Origin of the sequence: Polaribacter glomeratus, from assembly GCF_002954665.1 — a bacterium.
GTDB classification, from domain to species: Bacteria; Bacteroidota; Bacteroidia; order Flavobacteriales; family Flavobacteriaceae; genus Polaribacter; species Polaribacter glomeratus.
This window is the reverse complement of the sequence record NZ_MSCM01000001.1, coordinates 992,387-1,010,343: the sequence shown is the minus strand read 5'-3', so window position 1 is coordinate 1,010,343 and position 17,957 is coordinate 992,387. Positions and strand designations below refer to the sequence as shown.

Genomic DNA, 17,957 nt, shown 5'->3' with positions numbered 1-17,957 from the left:
ACTCAAAAACTGGTGCATATTTAAAGTTGTGCACCAGTTTTTACTTTTAAATCATTAAAAACTAAAACTATAAATCATGAAAAATATCCAACTATTTTTATTGTTTGTAACTTTTGCTATCACAATTAGTTGCAATAAACAAGAAACTAAACAAATTACAAACGCTAACGAATATCAAGCTTATTTACAACTAGATCAAAACAAAGCATTACAAACTGCAAATGAAGAATTAACTTTTTGGGAAAACAAGTTGGCAAAAACGCCAAATCAATATCCTTATAACTTAAAAATGGCTTCTGCAAATTCACAAATATTTCAATTAACAGGTGATATTAATCAATTAAAAGAAGCAGAAAAAAACTTAGTAATTGCTAATGAAAAAACGAATTACAATAGCGCTGGTTCTCTAAGAAGTTTAGCAAAAAATTATATTTCTCAACATCGTTTTAAAGAAGCATTAGAGGTTTTAACAAAAGCAGAATTTAACGGGGAAAAATTACAAGAAACACATTATATATTAGTTGATGTTCATTTAGAATTAGGAAACTTAGATAAAGTAGAAAAATATTTATCAAAAATAAAAAACCTCAAAGATTTTGATTATTTAATTAGAGTATCAAAATACAACGATCATATCGGTAATTTAGACAAGGCTATAGAATATCTAGAGAGTGCTTTAGAGGTTGTAAAATCTACAAATAACCAAAGCTTATTACAGTGGAATTACACAAATTTAGCTGATTATTATGGTCACGCAGGTAGAATTAAAGATTCTTATAATGGATATTTAAAAGCGTTAGCAATCAATCCAAATAATAGTTATGCAAAAAAAGGAATTGCTTGGATCGTGTATTCATACGAGCGTAATCCAACAGAGGCATTAAGAATTTTAGAAACTGTAACTAAAGAAAATGAATCACCAGATTATCATTTATTAAAAGCAGAAATTGCAGCTTTTATGGGCAATATGGTTGAAAAAGAAACGCAAACAAAAATGTATTTATCAAAAGTTGCAAATGAAAAATATGGAGCTATGTATGCAAAATATAGTGTATTATTATTTGCTGATGAAACAATAAATTCATTAAAAGCACTGGAAATTGCAAAAACAGAAGTAGAAGCAAGGCCAACTGCACAATCTTATGATTTATTAGCATGGTCTTATTACAAAAACGGAAATATAAAAGAAGCAATTCAAATTTCTAAAAACCATGTAATTGGTAAAACTTTTGAACCACAAGCTTTATTGCATACTGCATATATCTTAAAAGCTAATGGAGACCAAATAGAAGCTCAAAAATTAAAAACAGAATTATTAGGAGCAATCTATGAATTAGGTCCTAATTCTGAACAAGAAATAAAAAATATTTAAAATATTTAAAAGTCATATAATGAAACAGTTAGCTATACTTTTTGTTGTTCTTGCTTTTAGTTTTAAATCGTTTGGACAAGAGTTAAAAGGGCGTATTTTAAATACTTTTAATGAGCCTTTAGAAAATGCATATGTTGTAAATACAGTATCTAATGCACACACACATACAAGTGAAAACGGAACGTTTACTATTGAAAAGACCAGTATAAACAACCTACTTCAAGTTAGTATTTTGGGTTTTGAAAAAAAGAGTTTTATAGTAAAACAACAAGATTTAAATAACGGAATTGTTATAATTCTTGAAACTAAAGTGTTTTTGTTAGAGGAATTGGTTTTACGTAAAGAAATTAATGCTTTGCAAACTATTTCTAGAGTAGATTTACAAGTTAACCCTGTAAATAATTCGCAAGAAATTTTAAGAAAGGTACCTGGTTTATTTCTTGGTCAACATGCTGGAGGAGGAAAAGCTGAACAAATTTTTTTAAGAGGTTTTGATATTGATCATGGTACAGATATAACACTTTCTGTAGACGGAATGCCAATTAACATGGTTTCTCACGCTCACGGACAAGGATATTCTGATTTGCATTTTATTATTCCAGAAACCATTCAAAAAATAGATTTTGGAAAAGGACCTTATTATGTAAATCAAGGTGATTTTAATACAGCAGGTTATGTAGATTTTTCGACTAAAACGAGCATCAACAAAAACTTAATTTCAGTTGGTTATGGAGATTTTAATTCAGCAAGAACTGTTGCTATGTTTAATCTTTTAGAGAATAGTAAAAACGATGACGCTTATGTTGCTGTAGAATATATAGAAACTGATGGTCCTTTTGAATCGCCACAAAATTTTAACAGACTAAATGTATTTGCAAAATACAATACGTTTTTAAACGAAAATGATAGATTAACTTTTACAGCATCCCATTTTACAAGCAGCTGGGATGCTTCTGGACAAATACCAGAAAGAGAAGTTAGAAATGGAAATATTACTCGTTTTGGTGCAATTGATGATACCGAAGGTGGTTATACTTCTAGAACAAACTTTAATGTTCAATTAAATAAAACCTTATCTGACGAATCTGTTTTTAAAGCAAATGTATTTTATTCTAAATATGATTTTGAACTGTTTTCTAATTTTACATTTTTTTTAGAAGATGCTGTAAACGGAGATCAAATAAGACAATTTGAAGATAGAGCTATTTTTGGAATGAATGCACAAATTATAAACACTAAAAAGTACGGTTCTGTTGAAGCAAAATATACTAAAGGTTTTGGCTTGCGTTATGATTTAATTGAAGACAATCAATTGTCACACACAAAAAATAGAAATGAATTGTTAAATAGAATTCAGTTTGGAGATGTGAAACAAACAAATTTGTATGCATTTTTTAATTCAGAATTTGAAATAGGAAAGTTTAAAATTTCACCAGCAATTCGCGTAGATTATTTTAAGTTTTTATACAATGATAATTTAAATACTAGCTACGAAACTTTATCAAAAACAAAAGCAATTGTAAACCCGAAGTTGAACTTTTTATACGCTCAAAATGATAATTTACAATGGTTTTTAAAATCAGGAATTGGTTTTCATTCTAATGATGCAAGAGTAATTTTACAACAAAATGCCGATAAAATTTTACCAAGAGCTTATGGAGTAGATTTTGGGAATATTTGGAAACCAACTAAAAAACTGGTTTTAAATACTGCTGCTTGGTACTTATTATCCGAAGAAGAATTTGTGTATGTTGGTGATGCTGGTATTATTGAACCATCTGGGAAATCAGAACGTTTTGGTTTAGATTTGGGATTAAGATATCAAATATCTGATAATATCTTTTTTGATACAGATGCAACAGTTACAAAGGCAAGAAGTTTAGAAAATATAGTTGGGGAAAATTACATTCCTCTAGCACCTAATTTTACAATGGCTGGAGGTTTGTCTTTTTCAAATTTAGGAAACTTTTCTGGAGGATTTCGCTACCGATATTTAGGCGACAGACCAGCTAATGAAGATAACTCTATTGTAGCAAAAGGATATTTTGTAAATGATTTTAACATTAATTATAAAATGAAAGACATCACATTTGGAGTTTCAGTAGAAAATATTTTTAATGTTGCTTGGAATGAAACACAGTTTGCCACAGAAAGTAGATTGCAAAATGAAACAAATTCGGTAGAAGAAATACATTTTACACCTGGTACACCATTATTTGCAAAAGCTACAATAAGCTACCAGTTTTAAGACGAATATAGTTAACTAATTGCATGTGTTTTAAAAATAATTTAAATAAGAAATATTAAGTATAGTTTGGTTAGTTTTTAGTTGGATGAAATGCCTGTTACATAATTGTAACAGGCATTTTAATTTTAGAATTTCTCTCTATTGATGCAAAAAAAACAATTAGAATTAAGCAAACAAAAAACCAAAATAATTTTGTTTTATAAAATTAAATTCTTTCTAAAACCAAGTTATAATATGCTTTATCAGAAAGAAAATAAAGTTTTAGTTTGCTGTTACATTACATTTAAAAACACATTAGAAAAAGGTGTTCTATCTGGCTAATTTTTAGAAAAAAAATAGTCCGTTACAGATATTTGTAACGGACTATTTTAGATACCAATTAAGGTATATAAATTATTTGTTAAATAGAATTAGTTATCTGAATTTCTTTCTACGTATTTGATAATTTGTGTAGCAATATCTTTGCCTGTAGCAGACTCAATTCCTTCTAAACCAGGAGATGAGTTTACTTCTAAAATTAAAGGTCCTCTAGCAGATTGTAGCATATCTACACCAGCAATTCCTAAACCCATAACTTTAGCCGCTTTTAAAGCCGCATTTTCTTCTTCATCTGTTAAATTAACAATTTCTGCTGTTCCGCCTCTATGTAAATTAGATCTAAATTCACCTTCTTTACCTTGTCTTTTCATGGCACCAACAACAACACCATCAACAATAAAAACACGTAAATCTGCTCCTTTAGCTTCTTTTATAAACTCTTGTACAATAACTCTAGCTTGCAAACCATTAAAGGCTTCTAAGATAGATTCTGCAGAATTTCTGTTATCAGCAAGAACAACACCTAAACCTTGTGTGCCTTCTAATAGCTTTATAACTAGTGGTGCACCATCAACTCTATCAATAATGTTACCTACATTTTTAGAGTAATTACTAAATACTGTTTTTGGCAAACCAAGACCTGCTCTAGATAAAATTTGTAAACTTCTAAGTTTATCTCTAGAACGAACTAAAGCTTGAGATTCTGTTGCTGTAAAAACTTTCATCATTTCAAATTGTCTTACAACGGCTGTTCCAAAAAAGGTAACAGAAGCACCAATACGCGGTATAACACCGTCTAAGCCGGTAATTTCTTCTCCTTTATAAATAACCATTGGTTTTCTTTTTTCAATAACAAGGTCACATTTTGTATGATCAATAATAATCATTTCATGTCCTTTCTTTTTACCTGCTTCCACAAGTCTTTTTGTTGAATAAAGATTAGGGTTTGCTGATAAGACTGCGATTTTCATAAATTTATTAAATTTTAATTTACTTCATAAAATATGAAGTTTTTTTGTCTATTTCTTATAATTGAAATAAAACTGATTTATATATATATTTAAAAGTATATGTATTCTAACTTTAAATTAGAAAACTATTTTTATAGGATGAAAGATACTACAAAAAATTAATTTGAAATTGTTCTTTTAAAAAAATATTTTTAATCAAATTTAAATTTTGAAGCTTACACAAATAACGTAAACCAGTTACAATTACTTAGTATAATTGAACGGAAAAAAATGTATTTCAGAAGTGTGGTTAAATTTTGTTTTTAAATTTAAGAAGCTACAGCGCCCAAAGTGTATAATTGCTCTAGGTTAGGAGACAAGCTTCCACCTGCAGGTTCTAATGTGATACCAAATGCTTCAGATTGATTAGCATTTGTGATTGTAAAAATCTTATTAGCATCTGCTGTAAAAGTATCTAGCGTTCCTAAACTAGTAGGTGTTAAAGGAGTTAGTTTTAAAGACCAAACTTGGTATACTTTTCCTTTTGGAGGATCTGGTAATCCTTTAGCATCTAGGTAAATGCTGTTTGCTTTCTTATCCCAATACACTTTTGCATATGAAGTAGGTGACACTTGTTGCCCTGCTAAAGCAACAGAAATAATGTCTTTATCTCTAAAAATATCAATTAGTTTTTCTGCATCTGCTAAATTAGTAGCTGCTTTATCAATTTGTTCTTCTAGTTGTTGCTTTTCAGTTGCAACTTGTTCTTGTAATTGATTATTTTGTGAAAGCGTATACATTAAAACACTTCCTATTAAAAAAGTAGCTGCCCAACCAGAATATTGTAACCAGTTTGTTTTTGGTTTCGTAATTGAAATTACTTTAGTTTCTTTAACTGTTAATTGAGTTTTAATGTCATTAAAAGAATAAGCGGTATCTTTTTTAGCAGCTGCTGTTAATTGTAAAATAGCATTTTCTATAGATTTTACTTCAACCAAAAGCTCTGGATTTTCTTGAATTGCAGCATGTATTTCTACATTTTCCTTTTCAGAAAGCGAGCCTGCTACGTACAGTTCTAAAATTCCAGATGCTATGTATTCTCTTGTATCCATTTTTTTAAACTCCTAGCATTACGCGTAATTCGCCTATGCATGTTCTATTTCTTGTTTTTATTGTACCAATTGGCATATTTAATTCCTCTGATGCTTCTTTTTGAGTAAAGCCTTTAAAATATAATAATTCAATCACTGCCTTACAAGTATCTCCTAGTTTTGTAACAAAATCGGTTAAACCAATTGTATTCGTTGTACTATCTAAAGAAGAACTTGTTTCTAGTATATCTACGAAAAAATCAGCGTTAAGGTTTTGCTTAGACTGTTTAAATTTTTTAGAGCGTGTGTAATCAATTGCAGAATTCCTTGCTATATTTAGGATCCAAGTAAAAAAACGTCCTTTTTGTGCAGAGTAACTTTCTGCATTATTCCAAGCTTTTATAAATACATCTTGGGTAATTTCTTGAGCAACATCGTCATTTTTAACAATATTATTTACTACACCAGAAATACTATCACAATATAAATTGTATAATTTTTCATATGCTTTCACATCCTTTTTCTGAAATTGTAAAATTAATTGTTCTTGATCCATATTTTATTAAAAGGCTAAACTATCACAATTAAATGGATTGGTAGTTTTCTTTTTGTAAAAATAAAAGTTGCGTTTTATTAGTCATAAAATAAATACTTCTGTTAAAATGTTTTTATAAAGTTCTAAAAACTGAAGTTTATTATTCTAGTCTTATTATTTTTTTTACTGAGTTCTTATTCAAATAATTTTTTATTAAATGTTTAGCAACCTCTTTATTTTCTATGACCGTTAAAACCGATTTTAAAACACTTAAATCCTTTTCTTGAAGCGCTAAATTTGTATATCCATAACCAAAAACAATGTTGTTTTCTATAAGAATCATGGCATTTTCTTCAACTTCTCTGCCTTTATCAACAATAATAAAATTATCATTATTAAAGTTGAGTAAAGAAAGTTTAAACTGCTTTTTAAAATTGAATTTAGGTGTTAGCTTTTCTAATTCTGTATAGTATTTAAGACGCGTAAATAACTCATTACCTGTTCTATCAAAAGAAACCGTATTCGCTCTTTCTTGAATTTTTACAGCTCTTCTGGTTATCTTTAAAAATAATTTATTTATCTCAGCTTTTATATTTTTCCCTTTACCGATGTAAATCACCTTTCCTTTTACATCATGAATATAAAAAACACCTAAAATAGTAGGAATCGAGTCTATTAAATTTTGGAGTTTTTCTTTTTCTAAGCGTCTATCAAAATATTTTATAGATTCTTGTATAATCGTCTTTTCGGTATCTTTTTCTAGTAAAAGTTTAAAAAGTTGCACTGTTGCCAAAGCATCTCCAGAAGCTCTGTGTCTTTCTGTCATGGGGATTCCCAGTGATCTTGTTAATTTCCCTAAACTATAAGAAGGTTGATTTAATATCAGTTGCTGACTTAATTCTACAGTACACAATGTGTTTCTTTTAAAATCGAAACCCAATCTTTCAAATTCTGTTTGTAAAATTCGATAATCAAAAGAAGTATTGTGCGCAACCAAGATGCAATCTTTGGTTATTTCTACAATTCTCTTAGCGGCCTCAAAAAATTTAGGTGCATTTCTAAGCATCTCATTATTTATGCCCGTAAGTTTTACAACAAATGCTTGAATTTCCTTTTCAGGATTTACCAGCGATATAAACTGGTCTACAACTTCATGACCGTCAAATTTATAGATGGCAATTTCAGTAATGCCTTCTTCATTAAATTTTCCTCCAGTGGTTTCTATGTCTAATATAGCGTACAATTTCTTTCTTTTTTTCTGATAAATTTACTTATTCTAATTTCTACTACCAAATATAGAACTGCCAACTCGTATCATATTGCTTCCATTTTCTATAGCAAGCTGATAATCGCCGCTCATTCCCATCGATAAAACCTCTAAGTTACAGTTTAAAGTTGCGGTTTTCTCTTTCTGTGTTTTAAAAAATGTTTCAAGTGATGAAAATTCTTCTGATAATTGTGCTGTATCATCAGTAAAAGTAGCCATTCCCATAAAACCAACAATATTAATATTTTTTAATTCTGCTGTTTTTTCTGATGTTAAAATGGTTTCAATTTCTTTAAATGTTAATCCAAACTTAGTATCTTCTTTTGCTATTCTTGCCTGAATTAAACAATTGATAACTCGATCGTGTTTCTTGGCTTGTTTGTTAATTTCTACTAATGTTTTTAATTTGTCAACTCCGTGAATTAAATCAACAAAATGAGCCATATATTTTACTTTATTACTTTGTAAATGACCAATCATGTGCCATTTAATGTCTTTCGGTAAAGCGTCATATTTATCAACCATTTCCTGAATTTTATTCTCGCCAAAAATACGTTGACCAGCATCGTACGCTTCTTGCAAATCTGCAATAGGTTTGGTTTTAGAAACCGCAACAAGTGTTACTTTTTCTGGAATTGAATCTATTATTTTTTTTAAATTATCTTTAATATTCATTGATTATACTGTTTTTAAATAAACTCTGAAACTAACTTCAGAACGACACAACGTGTCAAAATTCATAAATAGTTAATGCACTTCTTAATTTTGGCTCTATATAGGTCGTTTTTGGAGGCATTAACAAATCTGCATCTACAATTTCTTTTAGTTCGTTAATGCTCGTTGGTAACATACCAAAAGAAACTTTAAACAAACCAGAATCTACTTTAGTTTTCAATTCTAAACCATCAGATTTATCTTGAGAATACACTATTTTAGAATCATTTCTAATGTCATCAATACCTAATATGGGCTTTAAAACAGTTGTGTACAAAATTTGAGCGTCTAATTTGCTCAAAGCATCCGTAAAATTATAGAGTGACTTTCGCAAATATAGTGCATAAAATTCACCATCTAAATACATGCTAAAATGATGCTTTTCTTTAGGTTTATAAAACTCTTGATTTCTGTTTTCAATTCTGAAAAAAGTATCTAATTCAATTAAAAATTCATGCGGACTTAAGCCATTTAAATCTTTTATAAATCGATTAAATTCATAGATACTTAATTCACTTTCTGGCAACAAATAACTCATAAAAAAGTTATAATCCTCGTTACCTGTATGATTCGGGTTTTCTTCTGCCAACCTTTCTGCTAATAAACAAGAAGATGTAGATCTATGATGACCATCCGCAATATATAAAGTGTCAATTTCTTTAAAAGCGGTTGTTATTTCTTTAATATCCAATTCATCATCAACAATCCAAAGTAAATGCGAATCTTTATCGGTTGTAGAAAATTCGTATTCTGCTCTTTGTTGCTTGTATTTTTTAATTATAGAAGCAATAACTGCATTATCAGGATACGTAAGTAATACCGGTTCAGCGTTAAAACCTGTATTTTTTAAATAATTTTCAAATAATAATTCTCGCTGCTTTAGGGTTCCTTCGTGCTTTTTAATAACATTATTATGGTAATCGGCAACCGAAGTTGCAGAAATTATTCCGCAAAAAGATTTTGTGGGTGTTATTTTCTGATAAATGTAAAATGCAGGAACTTTATCTTGCTTAAAAATTTCATTTTCTTTAAATTCTAAATATCGATTGTGCACCAATTTAAAACGCAACTCTCCACTAATATCTTGTTTATGATATTTATAACCTGGATTAATTACGTGTAAAAAAGTATACGGATTAAAAGCCAATTTAGAATCCAGCATTGCTGGTGTATAAATTTCGTATGATTTAGACGAAACCATCGCTACTTTATCTCTCGTTGCTCTTACTGCTTTAAAAGGTTTTACAATTGCCATAGTTTAGCTTAAAAGCTGAATGATTTGTTGTGCTAATTCTGTTCCTGTTCTTTCGTGTGCTTCTTTTGTTTCTGCGCCAATATGCGGAGTTAATGATATTTCTGGATTCATTAATAATTGAACAGCAGGTGTTGGTTCTGTTTCAAAAACGTCTAAACCAGCAAACTGTACTTTACCGCTTTCTATTGCAAAAACCAAGTCTACTTCATGTAAAATTCCGCCTATGGCCGTATTTATAATACCAACACCATCTTTCATCTTGTTAATTTCTGCTTTTGTGATAATATAATCAGCTTGTGCAGGAACATGCAACGTAATAAAATCAGATTCTTTTAAAAGCTTTTCTTTAGTAACCGTTTCGATGGTAAAAGTTGTTTTTTGACCATTAAAGAATTCTAAAATGATAGGTGCACTTGTAATTTCTTCATCCGTAGCTAAAACATGCATTCCTAAACCGATTGCAATTTTTGCAACTTCTTGACCAATTTTACCAAAGCCAATAATTCCTAAAGTTTTCCCTCTTAATTCAACTCCTTTAGAATAAGCCTCTTGTAAATCAATAAAACGAGAATCTCCTTCTAAAGGCATTTCTCTGTTCGATGAATGTAAAAAACGTACCATCCCAAATAAATGTGCAAAAACTAATTCTGCAACAGAACTAGCGGAAGCTGCAGGTGTATTTATAACATGTAAGCCGTTATCTTCTGCATATTCAACATCAATATTGTCTAAACCGATTCCGCCGCAACCAATTAATTTTAAACTTGGGCAAGCTTCAATTAATTCTTGTCTTACTTGCGTTGTACTTTTTACTAAAATGGCATCAATTTGATGTTCATTGATATAATTTTCTAATTGATTTTGAGCAACTTTTATTGTAATTACTTCAAATCCTTCTTTTTCTAAAGCTTCAATTCCGCTTTTAGAAATTCCATCGTTTGCTAATATTTTCATTCTGATCTTTTATGTTTGTCACTTCGATAGTTGAAATTATGCGGCAATCTCATTAAAAAGATTCCTTCCTTTCAATCGGAATGACATTTCTAATTTTTAAATTGTTCTTTCAAGTTCTTGCATTACATCCACCAAAACCTGCACACTATAAAGTGGCAGTGCATTGTACATGCTCGCTCTATAACCACCAACACTTCTGTGGCCATCTAAGCCATTAATTCCTGCTTGTTTGCACATTTTATCAAACGTTGCGGTTAGACTTTCATCTGTTAAAACAAAAGTTGCATTCATGGTACTTCTGTCTTCTTTGGCAACAACTCCTTTAAAAAGCGAATTTCTATCAATTTCTGTATATAAAAGTGCTGCTTTTTTGTTATTTACTTCTTCAATAAAAGGAATTCCGCCTAAATCTTTTAACCATTGCATTGTTAGCATAGAAACATAAACCGCAAAAACAGACGGCGTATTTGCCATACTATCTTTATCGATATGCACTTGATAATCTAACATTGTAGGAATGTGTCTTTCTACCTTTCCTAAAATTTCTTCTTTAACGATAATTAAAGTAGTTCCTGCCGGACCCATATTTTTTTGAGCACCAGCGTAAATTAAATCGAATTTTTCAAAATCTAACTGACGAGAAAAAATATCTGAACTCATATCACAAACCAAAGAAACATTCGTTTTAGGAAACGTTTTCATTTGTGTACCAACAATGGTGTTATTACTGGTGCAATGAAAATAATCTACATCTTCAGGAATTGCATATCCTTTAGGAACATAGTTAAAACCTTTGTCTTTAGACGAGCCAACGACAAGTACTTCTCCAAAAGCCTTCGCTTCTTTAATAGCATTGTCCGCCCAAGTTCCTGTGTTTAAATAGGCTGCTTTTTTATCTAGTAAATTATACGCAACCATTAAAAACTCTAAGCTTGCGCCACCTTGCAAAAACAATGCTTTGTATCCTTTATTTTCTAATCCTAAAAGTTCTAAAGCCAAAGATCTAGCTTTTTCCATTACATCTAAAAAAGGTTTACTTCTGTGAGAAATCTCTAATAATGATAAATTATCACCATTAAAATTAAGTACCGCTTCCGATGCTTTTTTAAGCACATCTTCAGGTAAAATACAAGGGCCAGCACTAAAATTATGTTTTTTCATTTTTTTTTAATTTTATTATTCTAGTAGAAAAGGTATAATTGTACTCTTTATTAATCTTTGAATTTACTTGTTACCCAAAAACGAACAACCAAAAACCATTTTGTTAGATTGTTGATAAAAATTCAAGCGTATTTACGCCGTCTGCATAATCTGTTAACTTTGGATGTTGCGTTTGTCCAAAAGCAACCTCATTTTCTATAAAATCTTTCGAAACTATGCACTGTATTTTTTCTCTATCTTGATGTAATTTTATTTTTAAATCAATTTCATTGTCATAATATTCATAAAAAATAGTAGCAATAGGCGAGGAGTAGCTTTCATCTTCCTTGATCATTAAAAAACCATTTTCTAACAAATCAAACAAGCTCATTAAATAAACGGCTTTATTATAATCGTAATTATTGGCATATTTGGCATTGTTAATCATGTCCTTTTTGGCGTACATTCCTGTAAAAAAAGCATCAAAATCAAATCCATTAGGCACAAATAATTTAGAAACACTTCTGCATCCTAAACCAAAATATTGAAAAACATCGTCAGATAATTTTATAAAATCATCTTCTGTTTCTTTTCCGGTAATTACAGCAACAGAATTTCTACTTTTTCTGATGATATTTGGCTTATCTTTAAAATAATACTCAAAATAACGAGCCGTATTATTGCTTCCCGTAGCGATAACTGCATCAAAATTGGATAGTTTTTCTTCCGTAAACGTTATTTTTCCTTTAAAACCTTCCTCAACATACTCTAAATATTTTGCTAAAAACGGCATTAGGTGTTTATCATTAGATGATTGCTTAACAACCACCGAATGACCAGAAATTAATACGGATAAGAAATCATGAAAACCAACTAAAGGGATGTTTCCAGCCATTACAATAGCTACTTTTTTAGGTGATTTTTTATTTAAGCTAACACTTTCGGTAAGTGCTGTTAAATCATTATAATTTAATGACTTAGACCAACTTTTTACTGAAAATAAAATATTGTCTTTTGTAAACCAAGAATTCTTTTCTTGAGCTAATTTTATCTGATGTAAAAAACCGTCAAAAAAGATTTCATTGTGTTCAATATCATCTTTTTTAACTATATTATTTACAGAAAACTGACTTAAAAAGTCACCTAATTTTGCGAATGCAGTAATTCTCTTTTGAATAGTAATCATTTATTTTGGTTGTCTATGATTTTGGCTTTATTTTTGCATTTGCAAAGGTACAAAAACAGAAGAGAAAATTATGGCAATTATTATAACAGATGAATGTATAAATTGTGGGGCATGCGAACCAGAATGTCCAAACACAGCAATTTATGAAGGCGCAGATGATTGGAAATATTCTGATGGAACAAAATTAAAGGGTAAAGTGGTTTTACCAAACGGAAAAGCTGCAAATGCAGATGATGTTCAAGAACCAGTTTCTGATGAAATTTACTACATCGTTGCAGACAAGTGTACAGAATGTAAAGGTTTTCATGACGAGCCACAATGCGCAGCGGTTTGCCCTGTAGATTGTTGTATACCAGATGATGAACATGTAGAAACAGAAAAAGTGTTGTTAGAAAAACAACGTTTTATGCATGATTTATAAAAAAAGTGAACACTTTTAAATACAATAAGTAATATAAAAAATTCCGAGGAAAATTCGGAATTTTTTATATTTAAAACATATATATTTGCACCGCAAAAATCAACCTTTGGTTCTTGCATCTTTTATCTAAAAATATCTAAAGAAATAATGAAAGCCGGAATTGTAGGATTACCAAACGTAGGAAAATCGACCTTATTTAATTGTTTATCAAACGCAAAAGCGCAAAGTGCTAACTTTCCTTTTTGTACAATTGAACCTAATTTAGGTGTTGTAAATGTGCCAGACGCACGTTTAAAAAAGTTAGAAGAATTGGTAAAGCCAGAAAGAGTGCAAACAGCAACTGTAGAGATTGTGGATATTGCAGGTCTTGTTAAAGGAGCAAGTAAAGGTGAAGGTTTAGGAAATCAGTTCTTAGCAAATATTCGAGAAACAGACGCTCTTTTGCACGTTTTACGTTGTTTTGATAACGATAATATTATTCATGTTGATAATTCTATTGATCCTATAAGAGATAAAGAAACTATTGATATTGAGCTGCAATTAAAGGATTTAGAAACTGTTGAAAAAAGATTAGAAAAAGTAAAAAGAACAGCAAAAACAGGTAATAAAGAAGCGCAAGCTGAATTAGTTGTTTTATTAAAAGTTGAAGAAACCTTGTTAAAAGGAATTTCTGTAAGAGCGATTGAGTTTACAGAAAAAGAAATGGAACTTGTAAAAACAATGCAATTTATTACGGCAAAACCAGTATTATATGTTTGTAATGTTGATGAAGCATCAGCCGTTTCTGGAAATAGTTATGTTGATAGAGTTAAGGAAGCTGTGAAAGACGAAAATGCAGAAGTAATTGTGTTAGCAGTTGGTACAGAGGCAGATATTACTGAATTAGAAGATTACGAAGAAAGGCAAATGTTTTTAGCTGATATTGGCTTAGAAGAAGCTGGTGTTGCGAGATTGGTTCGTTCTGCTTATAAATTATTAAACTTGCAAACCTATTTTACTGCTGGTGTAAAAGAAGTAAGAGCTTGGACAATACCTATTGGAGCAACTGGCCCGCAAGCTGCGGGAGTTATTCATACCGATTTTGAAAAAGGTTTTATTAGAGTAGAAACGATTGCTTACGAAGATTACGTTGCGTATGGCTCTGAAGCAAAAGTAAAAGAAGCTGGTAAGATGAGAGTAGAAGGTAAGGAGTATGTGGTTAAAGATGGTGATGTAATGCACTTTAGGTTTAACGTATAAGGCATATTTAATTATTAGCTTTTCAACATTATTTTTAGGAGTTGAATAAACATTTGGCATGTTCATTGTAATTGCAGCTTAAAACCTCTTTGATTATGAAGAAACTTTTACTTTTCACAGTATTTACTTTTTTACTAATTTCTTGCAGTAGCATCAAAAACACACAAGAAGCAATTAGTAATGGTAATTATGACACCGCGATTAACATCGCAATGAATAATTTAAAAAGAAATAAAACAAAAAAAGGAAATCAGCCTTACGTTTTTATGCTTCAGGAAGCTTTTGTAAAAGCATCAGCTAAAGATTTAGACAGAATTAGCTTCTTGAAAAAAGATCAAAATCCTGAAAACATAGAAAATATTTTTGTTTTGTATGAAAGTTTGAAAAGGAGACAAGAACTTATTAAGCCAATTCTTCCTTTACCAATTTTAAAGAAAAACAAAAATGCCGTTTTTCAATTTACTAATTATGATAATGAAATTATAGGCACTAAAAATCAATTATCAGATTTTTTATACACCAAGGCAAAGAAGTTATTCAACGCTGATTCTAAATTTGAGTATAGAGAAGCTTACCAAGAATTAGAATATCTAGAAAAAATAAATTCTAATTTTAAAGATGTTCGTAATTTAATGAACATCGCACAGCAAAAAGGAGTGGATTTTGTTTTTGTTTCCATGAAAAATGAAACAGAAAAAGTAATTCCTAAAAGATTAGAAGAAGATCTATTAAATTTTGATACTTACGGTTTAAACGATTTATGGACTATATATCACAGTAAAAAAGATGCTAAAATTAAGTATGATTTTGGCTTAGAATTAAATTTAAGAAATATAGATGTTTCGCCAGAGCAAGTTCGAGAAAAACAAATCATTAAAGAAAAACAAATTGTTAACGGATTTAAATATTTGTTAGATGATAAAGGTAACCAAGTAAAAGATACATTAGGTAACAAAATTAAAGTTGATAAGTTAGAAAATATTCGTTGCGAATTTTATCAGTTTACGCAATTTAAATCAGCTAAAGTTGCTGGTCAAGTTATATATACAGATTTTTTAACGAAACAAACTGTGCAAGTTTTTCCTATAGAAAGCGAGTTTGTATTTGAGCATTTATATGCACGATATGATGGAGATAAAAGAGCTTTAGAGCAATCTTTTTTAGATTTATTAGTACTAAAAGCAATTGCATTTCCAAACAACGAGAAGATGATTTATGATACAGGTCAAGATTTAAAACAAAGATTTAAAGCGATTATTACTAGAAATAAGTTTAGAAATTAAGAAGTTTCTTCTAAATACATAACAAAAGGCGCCTAAAAATTAATTTTAAGTGACTTTTTTGTTTTGTACAATTCAAGATTTAAAAAAGTAATTAAAAATTTAATAATAAAATTTAGAACGTAACTGTTATTGATTTTATAAAGTTATGCGGCAATTAATACGTTTAAATTAACACTATTTCGGTATTAATGTTTTACTTTTAAATGGTTGCTAATTTTGGTAATAAAATTGTTTAATTAAATTTATTTATGTGGTTACGTGTTAGTTGTAGTTTGGCTTTTGATATAGAAACACCAACCCCTTTTATTTTAATGTTGCGCCCAAGAAGTGGTGCTGAACAATGGATTGAACTCGATGAGTTTAAAATATCTTTAAACGTACCAATTATTGAGTTTACTAACCATTATGGCAACTTATGTCAACGTTTTGTTGCTCCAACCGGTAGTTTTTCAATTTATACAACTTCGGATGTAAAAACGTCTGAGTTTATTGATGTAGATTTTGACGCTACTTTTGTAGAAGTTCAAAATTTACCAAGCGACATACTTTGTTATTTATTACCAAGTAGATATTGTGAATCTGATCGGTTTAATGATTTAGCAAATTCGATAACCGCAAATCAGCAACCAGGATATCAACAGGTTTTTGCCATTAAAGAATGGTTAAAAACAAATATCAGCTATATTCCTGGTAGTAGCGATTATCCTATTTCTGCAACAGAAGTAAATTATAAACGTTCGGGAGTTTGTAGAGATTTATCGCATTTAGGAATTGCATTGTGCAGAAGTTTAAGTATTCCCGCTCGTATGGTTGTTGGTTATTTGCATGAATTGTATCCTATGGACATGCATGCTTGGTTTGAAGCTTATATTGGCGGACGGTGGTATACTTTTGATGCTACTCAAACCGGTCAAAAAGGGGGTTATGTTTCTGTTGGTTATGGGCTTGATGCAGCAGATGTTGCTATTTTTAATCAATTTGGACCCGTTGCACATTCTCTACAACAAAGTATTACTGTTACAGAAATTAAGAAGTAAGTTTTTTTTAATCTTTTCGATTTTTACTATCTTCTTTTTTTCCTTTTTCAATGAACAAAGCTGTCTCTATTTTTTCTTCTTTAGTGATCGTTTCAACTTGTTTTTCTTGGGATCCATTATTTGTATGAACACAAAAAATACAACAGATAGGAAAATGATCAGAACCAATATATTCTAAAACATTTAACTCTTTTATAAAAATAGTAGTGCTATGAAAAATTAAATCCAAAGGAGCTCGAAAAAGCCAATATTTTGCATGATACGTAGCTAGAATACCACGACCAGTTCTTCCGTCAATTAATTCACTGTTTTTCTGAAATAATTTTGAAATTTTAGACCAAGCAACAGTATTAAAATCACCAATAACAAGTGTTGGTTTGTTAATTTTTTTAGCGCGTTTGGCAATACACATTAAATCGCCATCGCGCTCTTTAGAAGTTCTTTCTTCGGTAGGACTTGGCGGCGGTGGATGCACACAAAAAACAACAAATTCTTCACCTTCTTCTGTTTTAAAATGTGCTTCAATACTTGGTATGTCATCAGCAATAAAATAATGGGTAGAAACTTTATGAAGCGGAATTTTTGCGTATAAATGCATTCCGTAAGTGTTTTCTAAAGTAACTTTTTCATTGTAAGGATACTCAATTTCTAAATCTCTTAATTCAAACTCCCAATCTTTATTACTTTCAATAGTAACAAAAATATCAGGCTTTTCTTTTCTGATAAATTTTTTAAATTTTTTAAATTCTGTATTAAATTGATACACATTAGCAGAGATAACTTTAATTTCTTTTAATGATTTTATCTGCAATTTTTTTTTGGTTTAAATTTTATAAATCTTGCAAAAAGAGATGCATGATAGATAATTAAAATAACTTGAAATAGTAAAATTAACCAAAACAAAATATCTTTCGCAGCAAAAATGAAAAGGCCAATACTTGCAATTA

The 17,957-nt window shown here is 29.9% G+C and carries 16 protein-coding genes; 6 read left to right on the top strand and 10 right to left on the bottom strand.

Translation table 11 applies throughout. The features are described 5' to 3' along the window. The first annotated feature begins 76 nt into the window (after window positions 1-76). On the top strand, window positions 77-1,372 hold the full coding sequence (locus BTO16_RS04310; protein WP_105020407.1) for a tetratricopeptide repeat protein: 1,296 nt from the start codon (window positions 77-79) through the stop codon (window positions 1,370-1,372). 19 nt (window positions 1,373-1,391) lie between these two features. After that, complete coding sequence (locus BTO16_RS04305) at window positions 1,392-3,620, top strand: TonB-dependent receptor (protein ID WP_105020406.1); 2,229 nt, start codon at window positions 1,392-1,394, stop codon at window positions 3,618-3,620. 410 nt (window positions 3,621-4,030) lie between these two features. Here the strand turns inward: BTO16_RS04305 and rimK are convergent, their stop codons facing one another. From rimK to BTO16_RS04260, 9 genes are all read right to left on the bottom strand, one after another. Next, window positions 4,031-4,909, bottom strand: coding sequence for a 30S ribosomal protein S6--L-glutamate ligase (gene rimK, locus BTO16_RS04300; RefSeq protein WP_105020405.1), 879 nt, complete (start codon window positions 4,907-4,909; stop codon window positions 4,031-4,033). Window positions 4,910-5,217: 308 nt separating this feature from the next. Beyond that, window positions 5,218-6,000 carry an anti-sigma factor gene (locus BTO16_RS04295; protein WP_105020404.1) on the bottom strand — a complete coding sequence of 261 codons (783 nt, stop codon included), beginning with the start codon at window positions 5,998-6,000 and terminating at the stop codon, window positions 5,218-5,220. Between the two features lie 4 nt (window positions 6,001-6,004). After that, a complete protein-coding gene (locus BTO16_RS04290) occupies window positions 6,005-6,535 on the bottom strand; it encodes an RNA polymerase sigma factor (RefSeq protein ID WP_105020403.1) in 531 nt (176 codons plus the stop codon). 139 nt (window positions 6,536-6,674) lie between these two features. After that, entirely contained in the window at window positions 6,675-7,757 is a 1,083-nt protein-coding gene (locus BTO16_RS04285; protein ID WP_105020402.1) for an exonuclease domain-containing protein, read from the bottom strand. 33 nt (window positions 7,758-7,790) lie between these two features. Continuing rightward, the gene (locus BTO16_RS04280; RefSeq protein ID WP_105020401.1) at window positions 7,791-8,456 is read right to left on the bottom strand and encodes a YggS family pyridoxal phosphate-dependent enzyme; all 666 of its coding nucleotides are present in this window, start codon (window positions 8,454-8,456) and stop codon (window positions 7,791-7,793) included. 55 nt (window positions 8,457-8,511) lie between these two features. Then, complete coding sequence (locus BTO16_RS04275; protein WP_105020400.1) at window positions 8,512-9,750, bottom strand: DUF1015 domain-containing protein; 1,239 nt, start codon at window positions 9,748-9,750, stop codon at window positions 8,512-8,514. A 3-nt stretch (window positions 9,751-9,753) separates the two neighbouring features. After that, a complete protein-coding gene (locus BTO16_RS04270; RefSeq protein WP_105020399.1) occupies window positions 9,754-10,704 on the bottom strand; it encodes a D-2-hydroxyacid dehydrogenase in 951 nt (316 codons plus the stop codon). 96 nt (window positions 10,705-10,800) lie between these two features. After that, window positions 10,801-11,865, bottom strand: a complete 1,065-nt coding sequence (gene serC / locus BTO16_RS04265; protein ID WP_105020398.1) for a 3-phosphoserine/phosphohydroxythreonine transaminase — start codon at window positions 11,863-11,865, stop codon at window positions 10,801-10,803. A 103-nt stretch (window positions 11,866-11,968) separates the two neighbouring features. Next, window positions 11,969-13,030: an acyl-CoA reductase gene (locus BTO16_RS04260; RefSeq protein WP_105020397.1), complete on the bottom strand. Its 1,062-nt coding sequence runs from the start codon at window positions 13,028-13,030 to the stop codon at window positions 11,969-11,971. 70 nt (window positions 13,031-13,100) lie between these two features. Between BTO16_RS04260 and BTO16_RS04255 the strand changes: the two genes are divergently transcribed. The 4 genes from BTO16_RS04255 (at window position 13,101) to BTO16_RS04240 (ending at window position 17,010) form a co-directional block, all read left to right on the top strand. After that, a complete protein-coding gene (locus BTO16_RS04255; RefSeq protein ID WP_105020396.1) occupies window positions 13,101-13,451 on the top strand; it encodes a 4Fe-4S dicluster domain-containing protein in 351 nt (116 codons plus the stop codon). A 147-nt stretch (window positions 13,452-13,598) separates the two neighbouring features. Then, window positions 13,599-14,690 carry a redox-regulated ATPase YchF gene (gene ychF / locus BTO16_RS04250; protein ID WP_105020395.1) on the top strand — a complete coding sequence of 364 codons (1,092 nt, stop codon included), beginning with the start codon at window positions 13,599-13,601 and terminating at the stop codon, window positions 14,688-14,690. Between the two features lie 95 nt (window positions 14,691-14,785). Next, entirely contained in the window at window positions 14,786-15,973 is a 1,188-nt protein-coding gene (locus BTO16_RS04245) for a hypothetical protein (protein WP_105020394.1), read from the top strand. A gap of 248 nt (window positions 15,974-16,221) precedes the next feature. Next, window positions 16,222-17,010, top strand: a complete 789-nt coding sequence (locus BTO16_RS04240; protein WP_105020393.1) for a transglutaminase-like domain-containing protein — start codon at window positions 16,222-16,224, stop codon at window positions 17,008-17,010. Between the two features lie 7 nt (window positions 17,011-17,017). Here BTO16_RS04240 and BTO16_RS04235 read toward each other — a convergent pair whose 3' ends face one another. Next, entirely contained in the window at window positions 17,018-17,821 is an 804-nt protein-coding gene (locus BTO16_RS04235) for an endonuclease/exonuclease/phosphatase family protein (protein WP_105020392.1), read from the bottom strand. Window positions 17,822-17,957 lie beyond the last annotated feature (136 nt).